The sequence below is a fragment of the Blautia sp. AF14-40 genome (genome assembly GCF_003479665.1).
In the GTDB taxonomy this organism is placed as follows: domain Bacteria; phylum Bacillota; class Clostridia; order Lachnospirales; family Lachnospiraceae; genus Fusicatenibacter; species Fusicatenibacter saccharivorans.
This window is the reverse complement of the sequence record NZ_QUHK01000030.1, coordinates 8,735-33,376: the sequence shown is the minus strand read 5'-3', so window position 1 is coordinate 33,376 and position 24,642 is coordinate 8,735. Positions and strand designations below refer to the sequence as shown.

Annotated in this window: 16 protein-coding genes, 1 tRNA gene and 2 CRISPR repeat arrays; of the genes, 2 read left to right on the top strand and 15 right to left on the bottom strand. The window is 45.7% G+C overall.

All coding sequences use genetic code 11. The features are described 5' to 3' along the window. Positions 1-110: 110 nt before the first annotated feature. The 9 genes from radA to cas9 all read right to left on the bottom strand — a co-directional run bounded on the left by radA (position 111) and on the right by cas9 (position 12,881). Positions 111-1,490, bottom strand: a complete 1,380-nt coding sequence (radA, locus tag DWW13_RS15540; protein ID WP_118640954.1) for a DNA repair protein RadA — start codon at positions 1,488-1,490, stop codon at positions 111-113. A 73-nt stretch (positions 1,491-1,563) separates the two neighbouring features. After that, a complete protein-coding gene (locus DWW13_RS15535; RefSeq protein ID WP_118640956.1) occupies positions 1,564-1,977 on the bottom strand; it encodes an endosialidase in 414 nt (137 codons plus the stop codon). 103 nt (positions 1,978-2,080) lie between these two features. Continuing rightward, the gene (locus DWW13_RS15530; protein ID WP_117762143.1) at positions 2,081-4,555 is read right to left on the bottom strand and encodes an ATP-dependent Clp protease ATP-binding subunit; all 2,475 of its coding nucleotides are present in this window, start codon (positions 4,553-4,555) and stop codon (positions 2,081-2,083) included. Positions 4,556-4,571: 16 nt separating this feature from the next. Beyond that, positions 4,572-4,958, bottom strand: a complete 387-nt coding sequence (locus DWW13_RS15525) for a GntR family transcriptional regulator (RefSeq protein ID WP_117510240.1) — start codon at positions 4,956-4,958, stop codon at positions 4,572-4,574. Positions 4,959-5,037: 79 nt separating this feature from the next. Further along, positions 5,038-5,802: a type III pantothenate kinase gene (locus tag DWW13_RS15520; protein WP_118595508.1), complete on the bottom strand. Its 765-nt coding sequence runs from the start codon at positions 5,800-5,802 to the stop codon at positions 5,038-5,040. Positions 5,803-6,027: 225 nt separating this feature from the next. Next, positions 6,028-6,459: a CRISPR direct-repeat array (repeat unit 36 nt; unit sequence GTTTGAGTACCATACATTTTTACATCATTCTCAAAC). 96 nt (positions 6,460-6,555) lie between these two features. Next, positions 6,556-6,989: a CRISPR direct-repeat array (repeat unit 36 nt; unit sequence GTTTGAGTACCATACATTTTTACATCATTCTCAAAC). Positions 6,990-7,052: 63 nt separating this feature from the next. Then, positions 7,053-7,727 carry a type II-A CRISPR-associated protein Csn2 gene (csn2, locus tag DWW13_RS15515; protein WP_117510242.1) on the bottom strand — a complete coding sequence of 225 codons (675 nt, stop codon included), beginning with the start codon at positions 7,725-7,727 and terminating at the stop codon, positions 7,053-7,055. Then, entirely contained in the window at positions 7,724-8,029 is a 306-nt protein-coding gene (gene cas2 / locus DWW13_RS15510; RefSeq protein ID WP_118640958.1) for a CRISPR-associated endonuclease Cas2, read from the bottom strand. The genes csn2 and cas2 overlap by 4 nt, the downstream gene beginning before the upstream one ends. Before the next feature lie 11 nt (positions 8,030-8,040). Beyond that, positions 8,041-8,907: a type II CRISPR-associated endonuclease Cas1 gene (cas1, locus tag DWW13_RS15505; protein ID WP_117814296.1), complete on the bottom strand. Its 867-nt coding sequence runs from the start codon at positions 8,905-8,907 to the stop codon at positions 8,041-8,043. Beyond that, complete coding sequence (gene cas9 / locus DWW13_RS15500) at positions 8,904-12,881, bottom strand: type II CRISPR RNA-guided endonuclease Cas9 (RefSeq protein WP_118720526.1); 3,978 nt, start codon at positions 12,879-12,881, stop codon at positions 8,904-8,906. The genes cas1 and cas9 overlap by 4 nt, the downstream gene beginning before the upstream one ends. 413 nt (positions 12,882-13,294) lie before the next feature. On the opposite strand from cas9, the gene DWW13_RS15495 reads away from it, so the two are divergent. Beyond that, positions 13,295-13,377: transfer RNA gene (locus DWW13_RS15495), tRNA-Leu, on the top strand. 157 nt (positions 13,378-13,534) lie between these two features. Here the strand turns inward: DWW13_RS15495 and DWW13_RS15490 are convergent. The 3 genes from DWW13_RS15490 to DWW13_RS15480 are packed head-to-tail and all read right to left on the bottom strand — an operon-like array spanning position 13,535 to position 17,151. Then, on the bottom strand, positions 13,535-14,812 hold the full coding sequence (locus tag DWW13_RS15490; RefSeq protein ID WP_117814292.1) for a diaminopimelate decarboxylase: 1,278 nt from the start codon (positions 14,810-14,812) through the stop codon (positions 13,535-13,537). Positions 14,813-14,835: 23 nt separating this feature from the next. Next, entirely contained in the window at positions 14,836-16,272 is a 1,437-nt protein-coding gene (gene pyk / locus DWW13_RS15485; RefSeq protein WP_022463218.1) for a pyruvate kinase, read from the bottom strand. A gap of 15 nt (positions 16,273-16,287) precedes the next feature. After that, positions 16,288-17,151, bottom strand: a complete 864-nt coding sequence (locus DWW13_RS15480) for a hypothetical protein (RefSeq protein WP_055228519.1) — start codon at positions 17,149-17,151, stop codon at positions 16,288-16,290. Positions 17,152-17,369: 218 nt separating this feature from the next. Here DWW13_RS15480 and aroC point away from each other — a divergent pair, with 218 nt between their 5' ends. Next, positions 17,370-18,476 (top strand): chorismate synthase, encoded by a 1,107-nt coding sequence (gene aroC / locus DWW13_RS15475; RefSeq protein ID WP_117762148.1) that lies wholly within the window; start codon positions 17,370-17,372, stop codon positions 18,474-18,476. Between the two features lie 83 nt (positions 18,477-18,559). On the opposite strand, the gene DWW13_RS15470 is transcribed toward aroC, so the two are convergent. From DWW13_RS15470 to DWW13_RS15460, 3 genes are all read right to left on the bottom strand, one after another. Further along, positions 18,560-19,618 carry a lactonase family protein gene (locus DWW13_RS15470; protein WP_117762149.1) on the bottom strand — a complete coding sequence of 353 codons (1,059 nt, stop codon included), beginning with the start codon at positions 19,616-19,618 and terminating at the stop codon, positions 18,560-18,562. Positions 19,619-19,841: 223 nt separating this feature from the next. Then, on the bottom strand, positions 19,842-20,369 hold the full coding sequence (locus tag DWW13_RS15465; protein ID WP_022463214.1) for an RNA polymerase sigma factor: 528 nt from the start codon (positions 20,367-20,369) through the stop codon (positions 19,842-19,844). 278 nt (positions 20,370-20,647) lie between these two features. After that, positions 20,648-24,445: a phosphoribosylformylglycinamidine synthase gene (locus tag DWW13_RS15460; protein WP_117762150.1), complete on the bottom strand. Its 3,798-nt coding sequence runs from the start codon at positions 24,443-24,445 to the stop codon at positions 20,648-20,650. Positions 24,446-24,642 lie beyond the last annotated feature (197 nt).

Below are 24,642 nucleotides of genomic sequence, written 5' to 3'. Positions count from 1 at the left end.
TTTCTTATTTTTAGAAAAATATAGTTAATTCTGCATATTTTATATTTTATCTGAATTTTTTAAAAAAGACCGTACGCATCACACGCCGGTCCTTTTTCCACAACTTCCTTCTAATTTTTCCCCACGCGCAGAATCGCATCCTGAATATTTTCCACCGGAATCAGTGCGATTCCACCGATTTTCTCCACGGACTTCATGCAGACAGCAGGTAAAATCACCCGCTCGAAGCCCAGTTTTTTTGCTTCCAGTACACGCTGTTCCGCCATGCTGACGGCGCGGACCTCACCGCTTAAGCCGACCTCGCCAAATACGACCGTTTTCTCATCGATCACCTGATCTTTGTAGCTCGATACGACGGCAAGTGCGATGCCAAGATCGATCGCCGGCTCATTCATCTTGATTCCGCCTGCGATGTTGACGTAGGCATCGCTTGTCGAAAGATTGACTCTTGCGCGTTTTTCCAGCACTGCCATCAGCAGGTTCACACGGTTGAAATCGCATCCTGCTGCGGTGCGGCGCGGGATTCCGAAATTACTGTGGCAGACCAGTGCCTGAATCTCGATCAGGATCGGGCGCGTTCCCTCCATGGAGCATGCGACAACCGAACCGGAAGCTCCCTCCGGCCGTCCGTTCAGCATGTACTCCGATGGATTTTTCACTTCCACGAGTCCCTCTGTCTGCATTTCGAAGACGCCGATCTCATTTGTAGAACCAAAACGGTTTTTGACGCCGCGTAGAATCCGGTAGGACGCATGACGGTCGCCCTCGAAGTACAGCACGGTATCTACCATGTGTTCCAGCACACGTGGGCCGGCCACATTACCGTCTTTTGTCACATGACCGACGATAAAGATCGAAATTCCCATTCCCTTTGCAATCTGCATCAGCACATTCGTCGATTCCCGGACCTGGGATACACTGCCCGGCGCGGAGCTGACCTCCTCGTTGTACATGGTCTGGATCGAGTCGATGACGGCAATCTCCGGCTTCTCTTTTTCCATGACGGCGCGGATGATGTCAAGATTCGTCTCACAGAGCAGGGACAGATTTTCATTAAATTCTCCGATCCGCACGGCGCGCAGTTTGATCTGGCGCAGGGACTCCTCGCCGGAAATGTATAAAACCTGATGTCCTGCTGTGGACAGCATGCGGCACACCTGCAGAAGGAGTGTGGATTTTCCAATTCCCGGATCGCCGCCGACCAGTGTCAGGGAACCCGGCACGATTCCTCCGCCGAGCACCCGGTCGAGTTCTCCGATTCCCGTCGGGATACGCTCTTCTTTTCCTGTTGAAATTTCCGTCAGATGCACCGGCTTTCTGCCCGCTGCGCTGTGGCTTCCGAGCCCCTGGTTTCCCGCCGGTGTTTTGGCCGCCGTCGGTTCCTCCACAAACGTATTCCATTCTCTGCACGCCGGACACTGGCCCATCCATTTTGCTGACTCATATCCGCAGTTCTGGCAGAAAAAGGCTGTTTTTTTTGCTTTTGCCATAGTTGTGTCTCCCTTATAATTGTCAAAAAAAGCTGCCGCACACGTTCTGCGACAGCCTTCTTTTCTTATTTCATCATGCTTTTACGATTTCTACTGCTACATTCTCTGCTTTTTCCAGCTCTACGCTGAAGGAAAGTTTTCCGCCGAGGTTTGTGGTCATGTGGCCAACGTTTACACCGTCGAGCAGCACCTTGTATTCGGTCTCTGCTTCCATTTCAACGGTGATCTGTGCATCCTCCGGTCCTTCTACTTTGAAGGTCATGCCGCCGTCGAATACGTTCAGATCGGTAACTGCGGTTCCCGGAACAGATTCGTATACGAACAGTCCGTTTCTCTCCAGCTTTGTGATTTCCTTAAAGGTTTTTACTTTATACAGATCTCCTCTGTGCTCAAAATCAGATTTTTTTGCCTTTGCCGCAAGCTCATAATCTCCGAAGCTGATGCCTCCGTCTGCCTCTGTGCGGATTAATTCTTTTACTACTGACATTTGTAAATGCCCTCCTGGTCTTGTCTTTTGTGGTGTTTCGTTTGTTTGTGAAAATCATACCATAATCGAAAAGATTTTACCATATAATTTATGGAATTTTATATTATTTTTTCTCAAGAACCTTAAATGTAATCTCTTTCTTATTCATTCCAGCCGCAACGGTATCGCCTTTTTTCACTTCTCCGTTCAGGATGGCTTCTGCGAGCGGATCCTCAATTTTGCTCTGGATCGCGCGTTTTAACGGGCGGGCACCGTACTTGCTGTCGAAGCTGTTTTCCACGAGATATTCTTTCACGGTGTCACGGACTTTCAATTCAATGTCCATCTGCTCCTTGCAGCGGCGCTCCAGATCTTTGAGCAGAATCTGCAGAATCTTCTTCATATCCGCCTTGGTAAGCTGATGGAATACAATAATCTCGTCGATTCGGTTCAGGAATTCCGGCTTAAACATCCGTTTGACTTCTTCCATCACCTGGCCCTTCATGTATTCGTAGTCTTTCCGCTCATCTTCTGTCGAAAGGAATCCAAGGCGTTTCGGCGCTACAATGTTCTGTGCTCCGGCATTGGATGTCATGATAATGCAGGTCTGTTTGAAATCAACTTTTCTGCCCTGCGCGTCGGTGATATGGCCATCATCAAGTACCTGCAGCAGAATGTTGAACACATCCGGGTGAGCTTTCTCGATCTCATCGAACAGGATCACACTGTACGGGTTGCGGCGCACTTTTTCAGAGAGCTGGCCGCCTTCCTCGTAGCCAACGTATCCCGGAGGGGAACCGATCAGCTTGGAAACGCTGTGTTTCTCCATGTATTCCGACATATCAACGCGGATCAGGGCCTGCTCTGTACCGAAAACTGCCTCGGCGAGTGCTTTGGAAAGTTCTGTTTTTCCGACACCGGTCGGTCCAAGAAACAGGAAGGATCCTGTCGGACGGTTCGGGTCTTTTAATCCGACTCTGCCTCGTTTTACGGCTTTTGCCACAGCTGTCACGGCTTCTTCCTGGCCGACAACGCGTTTATGGAGTGTCTGCTCCAGTCTTGCCAGACGTTTCGATTCTCCTTCCGCGAGACGCTGTACCGGAATTTTCGTCCAGGTGGATACGGTTTTTGCGATTTCTTCTTCTGTTACCTGCAGTTTTTTGTTTTTGCAACGGCGTTCAAAGCGTTTTCGGATCTGCTCCAGATCTTTTTCGAGCTCCTGCTGGCGCGCCTGCAGTTCTTTTGCCTGCTCAAAATCGCCGGTACTGATCGCGGATTCTTTTTCTTTCTGTACTTCGAACAGTGTCTGCTCCTCTTTTGCCATGTTGTCCGGCACCTGGTAGCCGGCGAGCTGTACGCCTGCGGATGCCTCATCGATCAGATCGATGGCTTTATCCGGCAGGAAACGGTCGTTGATGTAGCGGACGCTCATTTTTACGGCTGCTTCCAGTGCTTCATCGGTGATTTCCACGCCGTGGTGGCGTTCGTAGTATGGGCGCAGGCCTTTTAAGATATCAAGTGCTTCGCTTTCTGTCGGTTCTTCTACTTTCACCGGCTGGAAACGGCGCTCCAATGCGGCATCTTTTTCGATGTATTTACGGTATTCTTCGAGCGTGGTTGCACCGATGAGCTGAATTTCTCCGCGGGAAAGGGACGGTTTTAAGATATTGGATGCATCGAGTGCTCCCTCTGCACCGCCGGCCCCGATGATGGTGTGAAGTTCATCGATGAACAGCAGAATATTTTCATTGTCCGTCACTTCCTTGACGACACGTTTGATACGTTCTTCGAACTCACCGCGGTATTTGCTTCCGGCTACCATTCCGGAAAGGTCAAGGACAACAACTCGCTTATCGCGGATCGTTTCCGGCACAATGCCAAGGGCAATCCGCTGCGCCAGACCTTCCGCAATCGCCGTTTTTCCGACACCCGGCTCTCCGATCAGACACGGGTTGTTTTTTGTCCGGCGACTTAAGATCTGAATGACACGCTCAATTTCCTGCCCACGGCCGACAACCGGATCGAGTTTTCCTTCGCGCGCAAGCTCAGTTAGATCCCGGCTGTACTGGTCCAGTGCCGGCGTTTCGCTGGTCTGCGCTCCACCTCTTGTCTGCGGTCCGCGGCCGGTATTTGCATTTCCGCTTGCACCGCCCTGCAGCGGTGCCTCGCCCATGGCAGTAAGGATTGCTCCATATAGTTTCTGAATGTTGATCCCCATGGTAAAAAGCAAACGGGTAGCAACACAGTCACTTTCTTTTAAGATTGCGATCAGCAGATGCTCGGTTCCCACAGCTCTGCTCTTAAAACGCGCTGCCTCCGCTTCTGCATTTTCAAGCACTCTGCGTACCCGCGGAGTATAGCCCGGTCGGGATTCGGTCACGGTGTTTCCGCCTGGTGCAATCAGACGGTCAATCAGTTCGGTAAGCTGTCCGGCATCTACGTGAAACTCAGAAAGCACCATGCCTGCTGTGCCATCCTCCACGTTCAGAAGTCCGATCAGAAGGTGTTCGGTTCCTACGTAATTATGTCCACATTTTTCAGCTGTCCTAACCGCATATGCCAGTGCTTTTTTTGCCTGACTGGTATATCCTTCTCTCATAATACTATTGTCTCCTTCATGTTTCGTCTGCGTAATTGCTGTAAATTTCATCTACAAGCTGATGTACTTCTTCTTTTGATATATTTTTGCAGACGGCTTTTGCAAGAATCACCTGCAGATCTTCGCGCAGTTCCTGCATGGCATACAGTTTATCCGCATCGATAGAGATAACGGCTCCTTTTCTTCGGTCAATCGAAAGAAGCCCCTCCTGCCGGAGTACGCTGTAGGCCTTATTTACGGTATGCATGTTGATACCGATATTGTCTGCGAGCTGTCTTACCGAAGGTAGAGTATCTCCTTCCTGAATTCTGGAAGTGGCAATACCCAGAATAATCTGATTTCTCAGCTGGATATAGATCGCTTCATCGCTGTTGAAATCGATCTGTATTGTCTCATAATACATAGTTACACCCTGCTTTCTCGTATCGTTTTGTTATACATATGTTATAACAATTCGCAAACTTTGTCAACAAACGGTTTCCCTACCTGTTTTTCTCGTAGATGATCTGAAGACCTTTCAGGAGCAGATTCTCATCGATGATGATGTCATGTCTGCAGTGCGGAATCACAGCTTTCGCCAGACCTCCGGTAGCCACAATCGTGCATTTGCAGCCAAGTTCTTCTTCCATCCGTTCGATCATGCCGTCGATGCTGGCAGCGTTTCCATAAATCATACCGCCTTTCATACAGTCCAGCGTATTTTTGCCAATGACTTTTTTCGGTGCTGTCAGACTGGTCTGGCTAAGCTGCGCGGCATTTGATACGAGAGCATCCAGCGAAGTACGAAGTCCCGGAAGAATCACGCCTCCGATGAAGCTTCCTTTCTGATCAAGTACACTCATCGTCGTGGCAGTTCCCATATCGATAAGAATCTGCGGACATGTGTATTCATTCAGCGCTGCTACTGCTACAACAACAAGATCGCTTCCTGCCGTTGCGGGGTCGTCCAGTTTGATATTAAGTCCGGTCTTCACACCGGGGCCGACAACTTTGACCGGCTTTTTAATCACTTTTTCTGCCGCACTCCGGCAGAGCTCTGTCACCTGCGGAACAACGGAAGAGATGATACCTCCTTCGATCTGCTCCACCGGAATCTCATACAGTTCCAGTACATTTTTCAGGCTGACTGCGTATTCCAGCTCTGTTTTTGCCTTGTCCGTGGAGAGTCTTTCGATGAAGTATGTTTTTTTCCCTTCCACACACCCAAGGACGATGTTCGTGTTGCCGATGTCTATTGCAAGGATCATGATTCAGGTTCCTCCTGTAAAAACTATGAAATGAAATTCTTGTGGTTTTATTATACATGGTGCGGCGCTTTGAGACAAGGAAAAAGACAGCAAGAAAAAGACAATTAAGTCGATTTCATACTGTCTTCTGAATATTTCATTTTGAATTATCTATTCTTGTTGTTCACAAAAATAAATTTTACATCATTCTCAAACGTACGATTTAGCAGAATTTGCCCTGAAAATGTTTGAGTACTATACATTTTTACATCATTCTCAAACCATTACTTACAGATTTAGGGGAGGTGGAAAGTTTGAGTACCATACATTTTTACATCATTCTCAAACTCTTCCCATTCGGCGGGTGGCATATCGTCAGTTTGAGTACCATACATTTTTACATCATTCTCAAACTAGGCTTATACCTGTGCATGAAAACAATGTGTTTGAGTACCATACATTTTTACATCATTCTCAAACGACTGCGATGATGATGAGATAGCAATTAGCGTTTGAGTACCATACATTTTTACATCATTCTCAAACGACAACACGACTGGACAACAACAAGAAAAAGTTTGAGTACCATACATTTTTACATCATTCTCAAACTAATATAAATATAACCCTCTTCGTAATACTGTTTGAGTACCATACATTTTTACATCATTCTCAAACCTGGCTGATGAATGGCGACGCTTGCGTCCTGTTTGAGTACCATACATTTTTTACATCATTCTCAAACCGAGATCTTCACCAGATCGGCCAGATTTCTGTTTGAGTACCATACATTTTTACATCATTCTCAAACTGATCCGGGATGCCCAAAAGCGCACAAAATAGTTTGAGTACCATACATTTTTACATCATTCTCAAACATGGAAGTTGACGGACAGCCGATGTACAAGGTTTGAGTACCATACATTTTTACATCATTCTCAAACCCAGCAGACACACGACGCCGTGACACTGAAGTTTGAGTACCATACATTTTTACATCATTCTCAAACAGCGTTGCAAGACAGTCGCCCTCATGGAAGGTTTGAGTACCATACATTTTTACATCATTCTCAAACGCTTTCTGTTCTCATTGCTCACTACTCCTTGTTTGAGTACCATACATTTTTACATCATTCTCAAACAGGCGGCAAATTGGGACTCTGACGGCATTTGTTTGAGTACCATACATTTTTACATCATTCTCAAACCTCAAATTTAAAAATGAACTGCTTTCATCTGCACAAAACAGGTACTCAAACATCCGATGGATATTAATAGACATCACATCCATCTTTGTCAATTATATAATATTCTCTCTGATTCGAAAAGTCCCTTTGTATATTTTCTATGAAAAGCAAGGATATTTCATAGTAGCATGCCATTTGGGAGAGTTTGTTTATTTGTGTTTCGTTCAGATAGGATCGAATATTGACTAAAATCACCAGTTCTTTTTGGAGAAGTTCGGCCATAACTTTGATATATTGCGTTAATTTTTCCAGAAGTCCCATCTCTTTTTCGGTTTCTGTCTGAACTCCCATCAATTTTAGGAGTGCGCTCAAATCGATTTCCTCATTTTGTTCCAATTCGTACCCACTGACAGCTTCCAATTGATAGATGTATTTCTTCAGTTCCGCAATAATTCTCTGTGTTTCCAGAAACATTTCTTCATTTTGCGCACTTTTGACCAGCTCTGTAAATAACCGTTTTTGTATTCTGTGATCCGCAAAATCAAGAGAAAAGGGCGTTAATACCAATTCCACATCTCTTTTCATATTCAGCTCTGTGTCAGCTTTAGAAAGTACGAAATTTCCCTCCTCTCCCTGATTTTGTTTTTGCAGCTGCTCCACATATTTTAAAAACAGCTCCGGTGATTCTATAATCCATTCCGTGGGACAGTTCCGATGAATCGCAATAGGTTTTTCCAAGTCCACATGTACCAGTTTCATAAAATCACCAGCCTTTCATCCGTATTCAACACTTCGCTCTTTACGTTCCCAACAATCAGATCCATTTTCGCATACTGCTTCTCAGTCACCGTTAAAAGCTGTAGCAGGCCTTCTTCCGGCTTATTTTTATGAATCTGATCCACGATTCCATTCACTGCAGTTGTATTTAACGCAAGCTTACAGTATACGGATTCCTGGAGCATCAGGAATCCGCTTTTCAATAAAAACTTTTGAAATCTCGCATATTCTCTTCTCTGATCGCCCGTCAGCACCGGAAGATCAAACAGTACCAATACTCTCATAAAACGATAACTCATAGGCCGTAAAACCGGATCAATGCACTGTCATTCTCATTTAAGGCATCAAATACACTTTTACAGTAAATTTTTATGGCATTATTCACATACTGTGTTTTCCCGTCTATCATGACTTCGTTGTTTAATACATTGACCAATTGTATTTTTTCCTCATGCGTAAATTCTTTCCTCTGCATTTGGATTACTTCCCGGTCAATCAGGACACGGAACGGTTCCATCAAATCGGACGCCAGATTAAACTGATTAAACATATTATCATGAAAGAGTCCGAGCTGTGTAATATAACCGCTCGCTACAATTTCTCTCGCAAACGCAGACAACAAAATGCTATATCCGTAATTCAGCGCTGCATTTTCCGGACAATCCGCAGTTCTGGTAAATGTCATACCGAACAACGCATTAAAATATACCTTTGCCGCATGCCCTTCCCGGTTTGTCTCATCGTTCCAGCCAATCTCCTGTAAATATGCTTCTAACAGACCCGCTTCTTCCTTTCCCAGATTTTTTAACAGTTCCTTCTGTTTTCGTATTTTTTCCGTCACAATCTCTGTCCAGATCGCTTCTTTACTGTGCCGGCTCCACTGAATCTGCTTTCTGACCTTATTGCTGGTATCATGACTTCCGTAATACCCAACCAGTTCCGACGATGGATTTCTCTTTTCATCGCAAAAAATCACTTTTATTTTCTTTTTTGTCAGCTCTGCCAGCAGACTTGTTGTGACTGTTGCTGCTGTTGACTCAATCAGAATGGTTGATATTTCACTTAAATGTATTTTTGTTACTTCCTCATTTCGCACCACAAGATAACCAAGCTGATAGTCCAGCTTTGCCCGTTTGGAAATAACCACAATCCGCCAGCTCATAATGCATTCAGGTCTACTGCCTGCTCGTAAATACCGGTTGGCGATTGATGAATCATTTCGATTCGACTGCAATCGGTTATATTTTTGTTGAGATACAAAATTCCTGCTCTTCCAGATCCTCCAATTAATTTCAAATCAGCGGTAACACTCTGGCACTGGAAAAAATGTAAAATTTCATACAAAACGATACACTTTTCTTCTATGCATAATTCTTTAAATTTTTCTCTTTTTTCCGTTAATGTCTTTGCCTGTGCTCCAAGTTTTTTTGCATATACCGTATTTGTTAATTTATTTAAAAAGGTTTCATACTGCATCACCACCTTCTTTTCTTCTAAATGGTCGGAATCGTAAATTTTCAGTTCTTTATTCTGTTTTTTACGTTCCACGTACTGTACTATTTTTTTCAGTATTTCCATTTCTTCCTGGGAAAGTACCAGCTGATTTGCACCTTGCATCAATAGCTGATCTCCTGATCTTCCGGAAACCCACATATAAAATCCGTCCACACAAAACAGAGTATCTATTTTGATTTCCGGCACCAGCACTCGCGGATTCTTTAACTGTCTTTCCTCTTCCAGATACCGAATTATATTTTCTTCTGACTTCTGAATTTCCTTTTTCAGACGAATCGGCACATACTCGATTGTTCGTATTTTCTTTCCCTTTTTGCCCTCCGATTCTGCCAGTACAAAGTAAGCTCCCGCCTCTTTGTTATATCCTCCATACTTCTGTATATCACAAAGCCGTTCATCACTGCTCTTGATCGGAACCTGACCTTTTCCTTTTTTGACAATCTGCTGGTCAAACAATGCACCTGTTGCCTCATACGATCTTCGCGTCACAAGAATGTTGTTCTTTTCCATAAACTTTCGAACTGTCACAATGGTTCCGTTCCCGCCTTCCCAGGCAATTTCTCCGTTTCGTTCAATTCTTTCCTGTTCAAACATCTTCTTCAGATTATAACTTCTTCCCGGATTTTCCTTAATGAAGTGAATCGGATTTGATGTGAATTTTACAAAATATGCGTTGCCAACGACAATATTCAAATAAGCATCCTTCGCATGATGATAATCATTCATCTCCCGTACCTTCAGAAATTTAAAATCCTTACGGAACTTTGAAACGGTTGGCGCTTTCACATAAACAATCTGTGTATCCGGGATCACCTGCTGCAGAATACTTGCTGCCGCTTTTGTACTCTGACGAGTTTCCACCAGCTGCCTGGAAATAAATCCAGCCAATTCAGACGGTTCAAATCCGTTTCTTCTTATCAGCCGTTTATATTTTTCTTCACTGATCAATCCGGCATCCACTAAAGATTTCCAGAATGGCTGCATTTTTTTCCGAACTGTTTCATCGATCGGATATTTATCCTCTTTCATCTGATTACACTTTTTCTTTACAAGTACCCGGTTATCCAGGCTATCATCCATCACTTTGGACTGTGGAAAAATATGATCAATGTCATACTTCTGATTATCCCACAATTCCTCCAGTTCAATTGTTTCACCGGAATACATGCATTTTCCTTTTTGCGTATAATACAAATACAGCTTGTCTCTTCTCATTTCCGCATCGGAACGTTTTTCAATCTCATCTATCCAGTCTTTTTCTTCCGCTTTACATTTTTTATAGAGTTCCAGCAGTTTCTTTTTTCTTGAAGAGGTTCTTCCCTGATCGGTTTTTTCTCTTGCCATTTCTATAAAAACACGTTTCGGTGGGTTTCCCATTACTTTACAGATTTCCTTTACAATCAAAAGGCTCTGCCAAATCTGCCGCTTCACTGCCGGTGATACGTAAAGTTCCTCGACTAATTCATACGAAATATCCCGTTTTTTCTGTTCGTTTCCATTCTTTTCTTCGATTGCCGATGCAAACAAATATTTTTCGCTAAGCAGTTGCATCAGATTGTCATTCGTCTCCCACAAAGCCCGAATAATAGACCATGCCTCTCCCGTTTCCGGTGCCGGTGCTTCCGTCTCTTCCAAAAACACTTTTGAGAGTCTTCCCCAACCACGATACGGCAGTTTACTTATGCTGTCTCTTTGTTTTTCTGTCAACTCCGGAAACAGTTTCTTTAATCTCTGTTTCAGTATCGCTTTATCATCTCCAAACAGCGTTACGTTCAGGATGATGCATTCTTTTTCCGCCTGGTTCAGTGACAGATTTGTTAATTTCTCTTTAAAGTCATGGTATGCCGTAAGAGAACTCTTGAAATCACCATCAATTCCGGTAATTTCAACTTCTTTTCCGGTAATTCCTTCTTTCACTAAATAGTTTTTCAGTTTTTTCTGTGTAACTTTTCTGCTTTTCTGGAATACTTCTTCATATATTTTCTGTTTCTGCTCTACAGATATCTTTTCTCCATCCAAACGCAGATTATTTAATTCATTTAAAACTTCGTATTTGCTATACAGCAGAGAATACTTTGGTAAAACATCTTCACTTGGCAGATAAGTACATTTATTCGTCATTCTTCGAATAAACTGCTCTGCACTTGCTTCCAAATCTACCATCTCATCGAAGTTCCATGGATATATTTTGCCTTCTTTTCGTACCGCCCAGTTACTCTTCTCCCCTTTTTTTCGAATTCCGTTTAAGGGTCCTACGTAGTACGGAATGCGGAATGTGAAAATCTTTTGAATCTTCTCTCCATTCTCTTTCAGTAGCGGAACTTTATCTTCCAGATTTTTCAGGATTGCATTTAATTCATATAAATGAATCTGATACGGAATGACACTGTTGTCTTTTACAGTCTGTTTCGGAAGAAACGTTCCCATTTCCATTTCCTTCTGCATACAGGATACTTTCGTCACATCTGATATCTTGCCCAGAATATTCTTTTTCAGATAACCGTAAAAGTCTTCCTGACTACATTGTTTTGGTGCCTTGATATACGCATAATAATTAGCTTTTTCATCCTTTTTTGCAAACAGTCTCTGATATTCTTCCCTTGAAAGATTCTCTCTGACCAGCTTTTTCAGATCTTTCAGATCTTTTTTATGCTTTTCATAAAGTGCCACTTTTGCCTCTGAAAGAGAAGAATAGTTCTGCAAAATATCAGCCAGAACAGCCCAATCGTACACTGCTTTTGCGTGTTCAATTAATACATATTTTTCTCCCAGCTCTGCTTCGATCTCTCCAGCGTATTCTTCATAACCTGCATCTGCGAAGCAAAGTTTTGGCCGTTCCAGTGTATCCATCTGTTTTTCCCCAAACAGATTTCCCAGTTTTGCTGTTCCACCGGTAATCAATCCCAGCCACTCTTTTTCACAGGATGTTTCTGCCCGCATTGCTTTTACTGCTTTTGTCTTTTTCGCAGATTTGGTCAATGTCCGGTCTTTTAAAATTGCCTCTATTTCCTTGCTTCTTTCCACTCCAATCTCGGAAGAAAAGCCAAGTTCTTCTGCCCGCACTGCTTCAAGGAACTGTTCAAATGTTGTCTGAAATTCTCTTACCTGTTCGATATTTCCGTTTAATAGAAAATGGCCTCTGTGTTTCATCATATGATGCAGAGCAAGATATATCAGGCGAATATCAGGCGTTTCGTCAGTTTCCATTAACCATTTTCTCAGATGATAGATGGTTGGAAACTGTTTATGATATTCTTTGTCTGTGTAATCATCATCCGCAAACAATGCATAGGGAAGTTCTGGACACTTTCCCCGCCTGTCACGCTTATCCTCTGGCCAGTAACGACTCTCTTTCATTCTGCGAAAAAATCCATCATCTATCTTTTCTACTTCTTCCGCAAAAATTTTCTGCAGCAATTCTATTCTCCAATTACGACGATCCAATCTTCGTTTTGCTGTCCGAAACCCTCTTCTCTCTTCTGCAGTCTGTGCACTGTCAAATAGCCGTACACCCCAAAGTGTTTTTCCATGTGCGCGCAAAATTTCGTACTTCTCATTTGTCACAGCCCATCCAACCGAACTGCTTCCCATATCAAGTCCGAGATAATATTCCCCTTTCATCTATTCTTTCCTCCATTTTCTACATTTTATCTAATTTTACCATATATTTTGATTTTTTACATCTTTTCTTTCCTATTTTCAACAATTCTACTTCCTGGTTCTTGCTGTTCCCACAGTACTGAATCATAACCATGTTTCATTTCTAATTTTAGACAACAAAAAAACTGCTGTCTATGAAGACAACAGTTTTCGTTCCACACACTGTGGACCATCTAACGATGGCGTTTTCGATAAATCGTTATTTGAACTTATGATGTAAAATTTAGTATGGTACTAAACTATTTACACTATACTTCTATTTTTTCCTTTCGTCAATCTTTTTTAGAAAGTTTTTATGATAATTATTCCATTTTTTTCTCTTGCGTCCTTCTTGTTTTTATGGTAAAATATATCTTGTTCTGATTACGAACACTGCCGCTGTGGCGGAATTGGTAGACGCACTTGACTCAAAATCAAGCGGTGAATAACCGTGCCGGTTCGAGTCCGGCCAGCGGCATAGCTAAAAAAGATCTGCAAAAACGAACGTTGATGCAGATCTTTTTTTATTGTCTTCCCTTCAAAAAAACAGCTTTTGAAAGAAAGAAAACCCCTTTCGAAGAACCGGCCATCTGCCGCATGGTTCTTTTTGAAAGGGGTTTTACTGTTGTTATCTCTTATTTATTTCCAAACATCTTCTCATACTCCGGTGTTCCATCCAGTGTAGCGAAATAGTCTTTCGGGGTTTCTGCGCGGCGGATGACTTCAAAGCTGCCGTCCTCTTTTAACAGAACCTCTGCAGATTTTAATTTTCCGTTGTAGTTGTATCCCATGGAAAATCCATGTGCGCCGGTGTCGTGGATGAAGAGGAGGTCTCCGACTTCCACTTCCGGAAGCATGCGGTCGATCGCGAATTTATCGTTGTTTTCGCACAGGGAGCCTGTTACGTCATATTTGTGGTCGCACGGCTGATCTTCTTTTCCCATCACCGTGATGTGGTGGTAAGCGCCGTACATTGCCGGCCGCATCAGGTTGACCGCGCAGGCGTCGCAGCCGATGTACTCTTTGTAGATGTGTTTCTGATGGATGGCGCGGGTAACGAGTCCGCCGTACGGTCCCATCATAAAACGGCCCATTTCCGTGTAAATTGCAACATCGCCCATGCCGGCCGGAACAAGAACTTCATCGTACACTTTATGTACACCCTCGCCAATCACGCGGATGTCATTGCCTTCCTGATCCGGTTTGTACGGAATTCCGACGCCGCCGGAAAGATTGATGAATTTAATCTTCACGCCCGTCTCTTCCTGCAGCTTTACAGCCAGCTCAAACAGTGTTTTTGCCAGAACCGGGTAGTAATCGTTGGTTACGGTATTACTTGCAAGGAAGGAATGGATGCCGAACTCTTCTGCCCCTTTTGCCTTCAGAATGCGGAATGCCTCAAAAATCTGCTCGGTTGTCATACCGTATTTGGCATCTCCCGGATTATCCATGATGTCGGTGCTGATTTTAAACAGTCCGCCCGGGTTATAACGGCAGCAGATTTTCTTCGGAATGTAGCCTAATGTTTTCTCAAGAAAATCAATATGTGTAATATCATCAAGGTTAATGATCGCACCAAGCTCTGCAGCCAGTTGATACTCTGCAGCCGGTGTTACGTTGGATGAAAACATGATTTTATCTTTCTCAAATCCCATCGCATCGGAAAGCATCAGCTCCGTGTAAGAAGAGCAGTCGCATCCGCAGTCATATTCCCCCAGCATTTTGATCAGTGTCGGGTTTGGGTTCGCTTTCACAGCAAAATACTCACGAAATCCCGGATTCCAGGAAAAAGCTTCCTTTACCGCTTTCGCATTCTCACGAATTCCTTTTTCATCGTAAATGTGAAACGGAGTTGGTACTGCTGCTGCGATTTCTTCCAGTTTTTCTTTTGTTACAAAAGGCTTCTTCGTCATTCTCTTTTGTCTCCTTCTTCTGCTTATTTTGCCTGAATAATGTGAAGCATGTTTGTCATATATCCTTCACCCGTCACCTCGTTAGTAGCAGGGTCTCCGGCCGTAAAAATAACCATATCGCCACGTTCTACAAGCTCCTCACGGCGCACCATATACATAGCATGGGAAATGATGTTCTCCGTAGAATCTTCCTCGTATCCGGTCACCGGACGAACGCCCCAGTAGAGCTGCATTTTTCTTCTTGCCCATTCATATGGGGTAACGCCGTAAATCGGTACGCTCGGACGAAGGTTGGAAATCAGTCTTGCAGTCTGACCGGACATCGTCGGAGTCACAATGCAGGCTGCTTTGATGTGTTCTACCATAGAAACGGCTGCACTTCCGACTGCTGCGGAAACATTTAGCTTTCCTTCCAGCGCTTTTCCATCGCGGTAGTCTTCGAATTTCAGATAACGCTCCGTCTGCTCGGCAATCTCTCCCATCATGGTAACTGCCTCGATCGGATATTTTCCGGCTGCTGTTTCGCCGGAGAGCATGATCGCATCCGTTCCATCATAAATTGCATTCGCAACATCGGCTACCTCTGCACGGGTCGGACGCGGGTTCCGGATCATGGAATCCAGCATCTGGGTTGCTGTGATAACCGGTTTGTATTTATGATTGCATTTTTCAATGATGATTTTCTGTACATGCGGTACTTGGCACGCCGGAATCTCTACACCAAGATCTCCCCTTGCAACCATCACACCATCTGCCGCATCGATGATGCTGTCGATGTTCTGCACACCCTCCGCATTTTCGATCTTGGCAATGATATCAATATGCTCTCCTCCGTTTGCCACAAGGAACTCACGGATTTCGTTAATTGCCTCTGCATTCCGGATAAAGGAAGCTGCAACAAAATCAATATCCTGTTCAATACCAAAAAGAAGATCTCCTTTGTCTTTCTCCGTGAGGTTCGGAAGATTGATCGAAACGTTTGGTACATTCACGCCCTTTTTTTCTCCGAGCTCGCCGCCGTTTACTACGGTACAGACAATTTCCGGTGCATTTACTTTTTCTACGCGCAGACCGATCAGACCATCATCGATCAAAATCGTATCTCCCTCTTTGATATCTTCCGTAAGGCCGGTGTAGCTGACAGAACAGTGATTTTCATCTCCGGTCTCCTGAACGGTTGTCAGGGTAAAAGTCTGTCCGGTTACCAGATTCACTTTTTTTCCATCTTTTAAAACGCCGGTACGAATTTCCGGTCCTTTGGTGTCCAGAAGGATTGCCACAGGAGTTTTCAGCTCTTTTCGAAGCTCTTTCAGCATATCCATACGCATTTTCTGCTCATCGTGGTCTCCATGAGAAAAATTAAAACGAGCAACATCCATTCCGGTTTCAATCAGTTTTTTCATCAGGTCACGGGAGTTGGTATTTGGTCCCATGGTGCAGACAATTTTCGTTCTTCTCATACTTTCTCTCCTTCTTTATTTTACATGTTCATGCGTAAACAGGTGATCCTGACAGTATTCATAGTTTCCGTTGCATCGGGAACAGAAACGGAACTCCAGATTCGGATCATCTTTTTCGGTCCGGCCACAGATCGCACATTTGTGTTTTGTGATCCCGTTCGGATTGCGGTATTCGGCTTCGCCTCTTGAAACGGCCTTTTTAAATTCCTTCCGGCGTCTGTTCTGCTGGAAAGAGCCGCGTTTTCCTTTTCTTGTCATCAGGAAGAACACAAGGACGTTTGCAAGGGAACAAAGAATAACAACACATCCTGCCCAGTTTCCGCTCATGATGCTGGTAATCATGCTGTAGGCGAGAAGCGCTACGTCAAGGTATGCCAGCCATTTGATTTTGATCGGAATAATGAAATACAGCAGTACCTGCATATCCGGGAAGCTGATCGCAAAGCCAAGGAAAATCGAGAGGCTGATGTAGTAAGTGCTGAATGCCGTTCCCATCAGCGACGGATATCCGTTGACTGCATATAAGATTCCATACAGCAGGAAGGAACCGATAATGGTCATCAGAATGCCGGAAAAGATGTAAACATTATACTTGAAATCTCCCCAGGCTCTCTCAAGGCTTGTTCCGATTGAGTAATAGAAAAACAGCATGATGATCGTAAAGATATCAAGGCTGCTCGGCGGAATCAGAATCCAGCTCACCAGACGCCAGATCTGTCCGTGCAGAATATAATATGGTTCCAGCGTCAGATACTGTCTCATGATGGGAGCCGCAAGCGCAATGATATATCCCGCAATGTACGTTACGATAATGTACATCGTCAGATGGCTTAACGCGTATCTCCCATATTTTCGCTCCATTTTGTCTAAAAAATTCATGCACACTCTTCCTTTTTGTTTGTTTTATTTTACCGGCTTTCACTGCCCGAAAATACATTCTCATTATACGTGCTGCCTTTTCGTTTGTCAAACGGTATAACGGTGAATTTCGTCTCCGAAAAAGAGCTTTACGAATGTTTTACTTTCCGGTATAATTTATTAGAAATCTTTTCCAGTTATTTTATAAATATACGAAAAAATTCAGGAGGACTTTATATATGGCAGGATCATCATTTGGTACCATCTTCAGACTGACCACCTGGGGAGAGTCTCATGGAAAAGGCGTGGGCGTTGTTGTGGACGGAGTGCCGGCCGGCCTTTCGCTTTCCGAGGAGGATATTCAGTTTTACCTCGACCGCAGGAAGCCGGGACAGAACCGCTTTACCACAAAACGGAAAGAATCCGATACCGTTCAGATTTTATCCGGCACTTTCGAAGGAAAAACGACCGGTACCCCGATTTCCATGGTGGTATGGAATGAGGATCAGCATTCCAAAGATTACAGCGACATTGCTTCCTATTACAGACCGGGCCACGCCGACTATACGTTTGATGCAAAATACGGTTTCCGCGACTACCGCGGCGGCGGACGCTCCTCAGGACGCGAGACGATCGCACGCGTGGCTGCAGGTGCCATTGCCTTAAAAATGCTCTCTGAGCTTGGCATCACCGTTTCCGCCTACACCCGCTCCATCGGTGACGTGGAAATCCAGTCTTTTGATACCGCTGAAATCGCGAATAACGCCCTGAATATGCCGGATGCAGAGGCTGCCGAAAAGGCTTCCGAGCTTTTAACAAAAGCCATGGCGGAAAAAAATTCCGTCGGCGGTGTGGTCGAATGTGTCGTTCACCATATGCCGGCCGGTGTCGGCGATCCGGTGTTTGAAAAGCTCGATGCCAACCTTGCAAAAGCACTCGTCTCCATCGGCGCCGTAAAAGGCGTGGAAATCGGAGACGGTTTCTCGGTCTGCACAGCTACCGGGCTTACCAATAACGATGCCTTCCATGTAAATGCGGACGGCTCCATTGTCAAGCTGACCAACCACGCCGGCGGTATTTTAGGCGGTATCAGCGACGGAAGCGATATCGTTGTCCGGGCTGGTTTCAAACCGACCCCGTCCGTTGCTGCTTCCCAGCAGACCATCAACAAAGACGGCGAAAATATTGCCATCGAAATCAAAGGCCGCCACGACCCGATCATCGTTGCACGCGCCGTTGTTGTCGTGGAATGCATGACCGCTCTTGTCCTGGCGGACGCACTGCTCGTCGGCATGAGCGCCAAACTGGACAATGTAAAGAAAGTCTGGGCTCTGGACGAGAAATAAAGGCCGGACTGCTTCTTTCTGGCTTCAACACAAAAAATGCCTGCGGGATACAGTTCTTCCTGCAGGCATTTTTGCGTTATTTTTTAGTGAACGCCTTTTTTCGTAATCAGAATACAGTTCGGCGTCTCCACTTTCATCGGGCGGCCTTTCTGAACCAGCACGTTTTTCTCATAATCAACGGTAAATGTTGTGATCGTGTTGGACTCATGGTTTGCCACTGCGATATGTTTTCCGTCCGGGAACATTGCAATATCCTTTGGATATTCGCCGCTGATCGGAAGTGCAAACTTCTTCTCCATGCAGCCGGTCTCCGGGTCGATATGGAACATTGCTACGGTATTGTCTCCGGCTGTAGAAGTAAACAGGTAGTGGTGATCCGGGGAAAGGCACATGCCGGATGCAGCGTCGTGCGCCTGGTCCACGTTCGCGGATGTGGTGCTGATCGACTGCAGTTTTTCAAATTCCGGTCCGTTTCCCGTATCACGGTAGCTGAATACATCGACTTTGTTCATCAGCTCGTAAATGACATACGCGTATTTTCCGGATTCACTGAAAACGATCTCTCTCGGACCGGATTCACGCTCACAGCGCAGGATATCCACCAGTTTCAGGCGGTCACGCTGTGTGTTCAGCTTGTACATTTTGATCTGGTCAATGCCGTTGTCGACTGCGCAGACATATTTGTTGTCCGGTGTAGGAACGACACAGCTGACATGCGGGCGGAAGTTACGCTCTGCCACACTGCCAAGGCCCTTGTGGAACACGCCGTCCATCAGACTTCCGAGGCGGCCGTCCTTATGGGTATGTACAACGGTTACTTTTCCGTCATGATAGCCTGCCACGAACAGGTATCTTCCGGTTTTGTCCACCGACAGATAGCAGCCGCGCATGCCGTCGATGTCTACTTTGTTGATCGGGGTCAGGTCTCCGTCATCCTCCACTGCAAACACTGCAACGCCTTCATCTGCAATCGAATACAGGTATTTGCCGTTTAAGGAACGGGCAATGTGGGAAGAGTTGTTGACCGGTATGACTTTTCGCTCTGTCAGAGTGCCTTCTTCTACATTTACATCATATAAATGAATACCAATGCTGCTTCCATGGGTATAAGTGCCTACATAGGCTACGTACTCATCCTTCATGTTGTTTTCATCCTTTCTGCCTTCTCGCACATCGTGTGAATTTTCTAAAAATATTTTAACACAATTTCCGCGCCACGACAACGAGGAAAACGGATTTTTGATATGTAAACGGTAACACTTTATTTTTAGACACAGGATATTCTCCTGCAGAGAATTTTTTAGATATTTCTATTGTTTTTGGATTGTAAGAGTTGAGGTTTCCGCTGCATACCATTTCCATTTTCTACGCTCTCGTCAGACTGATTTCCTGACTCATCATTCCCTGCAGTTTCTTGATTGCGCGGCTGTACTGGCACTGCAGCGCCTGCTCGCTTTTCTTGCAGAATCCGCTGAGCTCTTTGTAGCTGAATCCATATGCTCTCCCCCAGAAAATGCGCTGATCCATCGGATTCAGGTTCTGGATGCAGTTCTGCATCACCATTCGTTCCTCAATCTCGGCTGTCGCGGCCGCCTCCCCTTCATTTCTGTTCTCTTTCTGATACTGTGTATAGGAAACTTCATTCTGATAATAATGTTTTCTGCGCTGATTCTTGATCTTGTTTTTTGCCACACAGAACAGCCATTTCGTCATCTCTTCTCCTTCGAGATCGGCAACGGTTTCAAATTTTACCACCAATACCTCCCATACATCGTTCAGCACATCCTTCGCCGTCTCCCGGTCATTGTTCAACTGACCGCAGATATAACGGAACAGCACATGACTGTTTTCCTCGAATATGATCTGAAAAAATCGTTCCTTCTCTTGTCTCATACACTTCTTTCTCCCTCCTGTTATTTCGCTGTCCTTCTCTTCCGGGCCCGTCATATATGTAATGTGTTGAGACTATCGAAATCTTTCGTTTTTTCAGAATATTTCTACTATTTGACCTTATTACTTTTGTTAATAAAGCAAAATATTGCGTTATAACTGCACCGCGGCGCATAATCAAATTTTTTCTTTCGAAATCAGAAATTACTGTTTCTGACAAAAAATTCCCGCAGAAAGGAGCTTTCTTCCTCTCTGCGGGAATCTTCTATTTTGGTTTTATTTTATTTAAAGTAAGCAACACCGGACTCAAAGATCTTCAGATCCTGCTCTCCGTAGATGTTGACTGCTACGCCGTTGTCGCGGCGCTCTGCGTGTGCCATCTTACCAAAGACACGGCCGTCCGGGCTGGTGATACCCTCGATTCCGCAGTAGGAACCGTTGACATTCCAGTACTCGTCGTTGGTCAGGTTTCCGTTGACATCGCAGTAGCGGGTTGCAATCTGGCCGTTTGCCATCAGCTTGTCGATCCACTCTTTCGATGCTACGAAACGTCCCTCTCCGTGGGATGCCGGGTTGGTGTAAACACCGCCAAGCTCGGCGCCTGCCAGCCATGGGGATTTGTTGGTCACAACCTTCGTGTAAACCATCTTGGAAATATGGCGTCCGATAGTGTTGAAGGTCAGAGTCGGGGAATCCTCCGTCTGTCCGAGAATCTCACCGTACGGAACGAGTCCCAGTTTGATCAGTGCCTGGAATCCGTTGCAGATACCAAGGGCAAGTCCGTCTCTCTCATTCAGCAGTTTGGTAACAGCTTCTTTGATCTTCGCATTCTGGAATGCGGTTGCAAAGAATTTTGCTGATCCATCCGGCTCATCACCTGCGGAGAATCCGCCAGGGAACATGATGATCTGCGCCTGGTTGATGACTTTTTCAAAGGCATCGACAGAACCGCGGATGTCTTCTGCGGAAAGATTGCTGAATACCTGAGTGATAACTTTTGCACCGGCACGCTCGAAAGCTCTGGTGCTGTCATACTCACAGTTCGTTCCCGGGAAGACCGGAATGAATACGGTCGGCTGTGCCAGCTTGTGGGAGCATACGTGGATGCTCTTTGCCTGATAGCAGCTGTCTGCAACAATTCCGTTTTCGTCTGCTGCTGCCACATTCAGGGCATCTACCTCCGGAAGCTCTGCACCGGATACGGTCTTGAATACTTTTTCCAGCGGTTTGTTCCATGCGGAAACGGCCTCGCGGATGGTGATTTCGGTGTCTTTATAGGAAAGAACCGGTTTGTCTGTCACTTCACCGATGACGGTGTAGGTGCTTGCCAGCTCTCCGACTTTTTCAGCCGGAACTTCGCAGATCAGATCTGCAATATATGGAGTAAAGAGATCTCTCTCGTCTACATTGTGCTCGATGGTTACGCCGAGAGCATTACCGAATGCCATCTTGGATACGGCTGCTGCGATACCCTGACGGTCTACGACATAAGCGGCTTTCACACGGCCGTTCTGCATATCCTCATGCAGTTTTCTGTAGGTTTCCATGACGCCTTCGTACTCTGGAAGCAGATGTGCGTCGACTGGAAGGTGGATCCACACGAGTTTGTCTCCTGTGTTTTTCAGCTCCGGAGATACTACATCTTTTAATTTTGCAACGTCAACCGCGAAGGATACGAGTGTCGGCGGTACATCGATATGGTTGAAGGTACCGGACATACTGTCTTTTCCTCCGATAGACGGCAGGCCGTAGCCCATCTGTGCGTCGTATGCACCAAGAAGTGCTGCGAACGGCTGGCTCCAGCGGTGCGGATCCTCAGTCATTCTGCGGAAATATTCCTGGAAGGTGAAGCGGACTTTGCTGTAATCGCCGCCGACTGCCACGATGCGGGACAGGGACTCGGTTACGGCATAGACTGCTCCGTGATACGGGCTCCAGCTCGATACGTATGGATCAAAGCCGTAGCTCATCATGGTAACGGTGTTGGTTTTTCCATCCGGAACCGGCACTTTTGCAACCATGGCCTGAGTTTCAGTCAGCTGATATTTTCCACCGTACGGCATCAGCACGCTGGCTGCTCCGATGGAGGAGTCAAACATCTCGACAAGACCTTTCTGGGAGCATGCGTTGAGGTCTGACAGGGTGGACAGCCATTTTTCTTTCACGTCGGCAATGTCACCGCTTCTTTTTAACGGGGTGTCCTCTGCTTTTGGAATCTCTACGAAGACATCATTCTCCTGATGTGCTCCGTTGGTATCCAGGAATGCACGGGAAATATTGACGATCTCTTTTCCTCTCCAGGAGAGTACCAGACGCGGGTCCTCGGTTACGACTGCAACTTCGGTTGCCTCCAGGTTCTCTTCTGCGGCATATTTCAGGAACTGCTCACGGTCTTTCGGGTCGATGACAACGGCCATACGCTCCTGGGACTCGGAGATGGCGATCTCGGTTCCGTCGAGGCCGGCATATTTTTTCGGTACTTTGTCCAGATTGATCTTAAGGCCCGGTGCCAGCTCGCCGATGGCAACGGAAACTCCGCCTGCACCGAAGTCGTTGCATTTTTTAATCAGAAGGCTGACTTCCTCGCGGCGGAACAGTCTCTGCAGTTTACGCTCAGTCGGTGCGTTTCCTTTCTGTACCTCTGCACCGCAGGTCTCGATGGATTCTGTCGTATGTACTTTGGAGGAACCGGTTGCACCGCCGCAGCCGTCTCTTCCAGTACGGCCGCCGAGCAGGATGATGATATCGCCCGGATCGGAATTTTCACGGACAACGGCACGGCGCGGTGCTGCTCCAAGGACGGCTCCGATCTCCATACGTTTTGCCACGTAGTCCGGATGGTAAACTTCTTTGACATAGCCGGTTGCAAGACCGATCTGGTTTCCATAGGAGCTGTAGCCGTGTGCTGCTTCTCTTACGAGTTTTTTCTGCGGAAGTTTTCCTTCGAGTGTCTCGCTCTGCGGACGGGTCGGATCTGCGGCTCCGGTCACACGCATTGCCTGATATACATAGGTTCTGCCGGAAAGCGGGTCACGGATTGCACCGCCAAGGCAGGTTGCTGCACCACCGAACGGCTCGATCTCGGTCGGGTGGTTGTGGGTCTCGTTTTTGAAGTTGATCAGCCACTCTTCGTCTTTTCCGTCTACATCTACCGGTACGACGATGGAGCATGCGTTGATTTCATCAGACTCTTCCTGATCTGCGAGTTTTCCTTCGGATTTCAGTTTTTTCATTGCCAGAAGGGCAAGGTCCATAAGGCAGATGAATTTGTCGTCACGGCCTTTGTAGAGTACCTCACGGTCGCTTAAGTAGCGGTCGTAGCTTTTTTTCATCGGCTCGTAGTAGTCGCCTTCGCCGAAGGTCACGTTGGTAAGCTCGGTGGAGAAGGTGGTATGGCGGCAGTGATCGGACCAGTAGGTATCGAGTACGCGGATCTCGGTCATGGATGGATTTCGTTTTTCTTCGCCGCGGAAGTAGTTCTGGATATGCAGGAAGTCTTTGAAGGTCATGGCAAGGCCGAGGGAATCATACAGGGCTTTTAATTCTGCCTCCGGCATGTCGATGAATCCGTCGAAGATTTTGACGTCTGCCGGCTCTTCAAATTTTGTCACGAGGGTTTCCGGTTTTTCAAGTCCTGTCTCTCTGGAGTCTACCGGATTGATGCAGTGTGCTTTGACTGCGTCAAACTGCTCATCAGTCATCTCTCCTTCGATAACATACGTAACGGCGGAGCGGATGATCGGCTGCTCGTCTTCTTTTAAGAACTGCACGCACTGTACGGCAGAATCGGCTCTCTGATCAAACTGTCCCGGAAGGAATTCTACGGAAAATACTCTCGCACCTTCTGCACGCGGGAAATCTTCCTGATAGCAGATATCAACCGGCGGCTCTGCAAAGACTACTTTACATGCTTTCTCATATGTCTCATCACTGATATTTTCTACATCGTACCGGATCAGCTCCCGTACGTTGGTTACGGTCTGGATGTTCAGATAGTGCTTGATTTCATGCTTCAGATCTTTCGCCTTAATCGCAAATTCCGGCTTTTTCTCCACATAAACGCGTCTGACTGTACTCATTTTTATCCTCCATTTGTCTGAATCATAGTCCCCCAAAAACGGGACAATCTTTCGTTACTTACAGAATAGCATATTTATCTTTATAAATGAAATTAATATATCTTATATGTTTTATAAGTTTTGTTTCTTAATAGACGGACGCATTCCATTTTTCCTGCACTACCATCCCACTCATCACCCATTCTCTCCCGTCCTAA

Excerpts from the sequence above, each read along its gene's own strand:
- cas1 (WP_117814296.1), bottom strand. The coding sequence starts at position 8,907 with ATGAGCTGGCGGATTGTGGTTATTTCCAAACGGGCAAAGCTGGACTAT.
- DWW13_RS15465 (WP_022463214.1), bottom strand. The coding sequence starts at position 20,369 with ATGAGACAAGAGAAGGAACGATTTTTTCAGATCATATTCGAGGAAAAC.
- DWW13_RS15480 (WP_055228519.1), bottom strand. The coding sequence starts at position 17,151 with ATGAATTTTTTAGACAAAATGGAGCGAAAATATGGGAGATACGCGTTA.
- DWW13_RS15490 (WP_117814292.1), bottom strand. The coding sequence starts at position 14,812 with ATGACGAAGAAGCCTTTTGTAACAAAAGAAAAACTGGAAGAAATCGCA.
- pyk (WP_022463218.1), bottom strand. The coding sequence starts at position 16,272 with ATGAGAAGAACGAAAATTGTCTGCACCATGGGACCAAATACCAACTCC.
- cas9 (WP_118720526.1), bottom strand. The coding sequence starts at position 12,881 with ATGAAAGGGGAATATTATCTCGGACTTGATATGGGAAGCAGTTCGGTT.
- radA (WP_118640954.1), bottom strand. The coding sequence starts at position 1,490 with ATGGCAAAAGCAAAAAAAACAGCCTTTTTCTGCCAGAACTGCGGATAT.
- DWW13_RS15530 (WP_117762143.1), bottom strand. The coding sequence starts at position 4,555 with ATGAGAGAAGGATATACCAGTCAGGCAAAAAAAGCACTGGCATATGCG.
- DWW13_RS15470 (WP_117762149.1), bottom strand. The coding sequence starts at position 19,618 with ATGAAGGATGAGTACGTAGCCTATGTAGGCACTTATACCCATGGAAGC.
- DWW13_RS15535 (WP_118640956.1), bottom strand. The coding sequence starts at position 1,977 with ATGTCAGTAGTAAAAGAATTAATCCGCACAGAGGCAGACGGAGGCATC.
- DWW13_RS15525 (WP_117510240.1), bottom strand. The coding sequence starts at position 4,958 with ATGTATTATGAGACAATACAGATCGATTTCAACAGCGATGAAGCGATC.
- cas2 (WP_118640958.1), bottom strand. The coding sequence starts at position 8,029 with ATGAGAGTATTGGTACTGTTTGATCTTCCGGTGCTGACGGGCGATCAG.
- DWW13_RS15520 (WP_118595508.1), bottom strand. The coding sequence starts at position 5,802 with ATGATCCTTGCAATAGACATCGGCAACACGAACATCGTCCTTGGGTGT.
- DWW13_RS15460 (WP_117762150.1), bottom strand. The coding sequence starts at position 24,445 with ATGAGTACAGTCAGACGCGTTTATGTGGAGAAAAAGCCGGAATTTGCG.
- csn2 (WP_117510242.1), bottom strand. The coding sequence starts at position 7,727 with ATGAAACTGGTACATGTGGACTTGGAAAAACCTATTGCGATTCATCGG.
- aroC (WP_117762148.1), top strand. The coding sequence starts at position 17,370 with ATGGCAGGATCATCATTTGGTACCATCTTCAGACTGACCACCTGGGGA.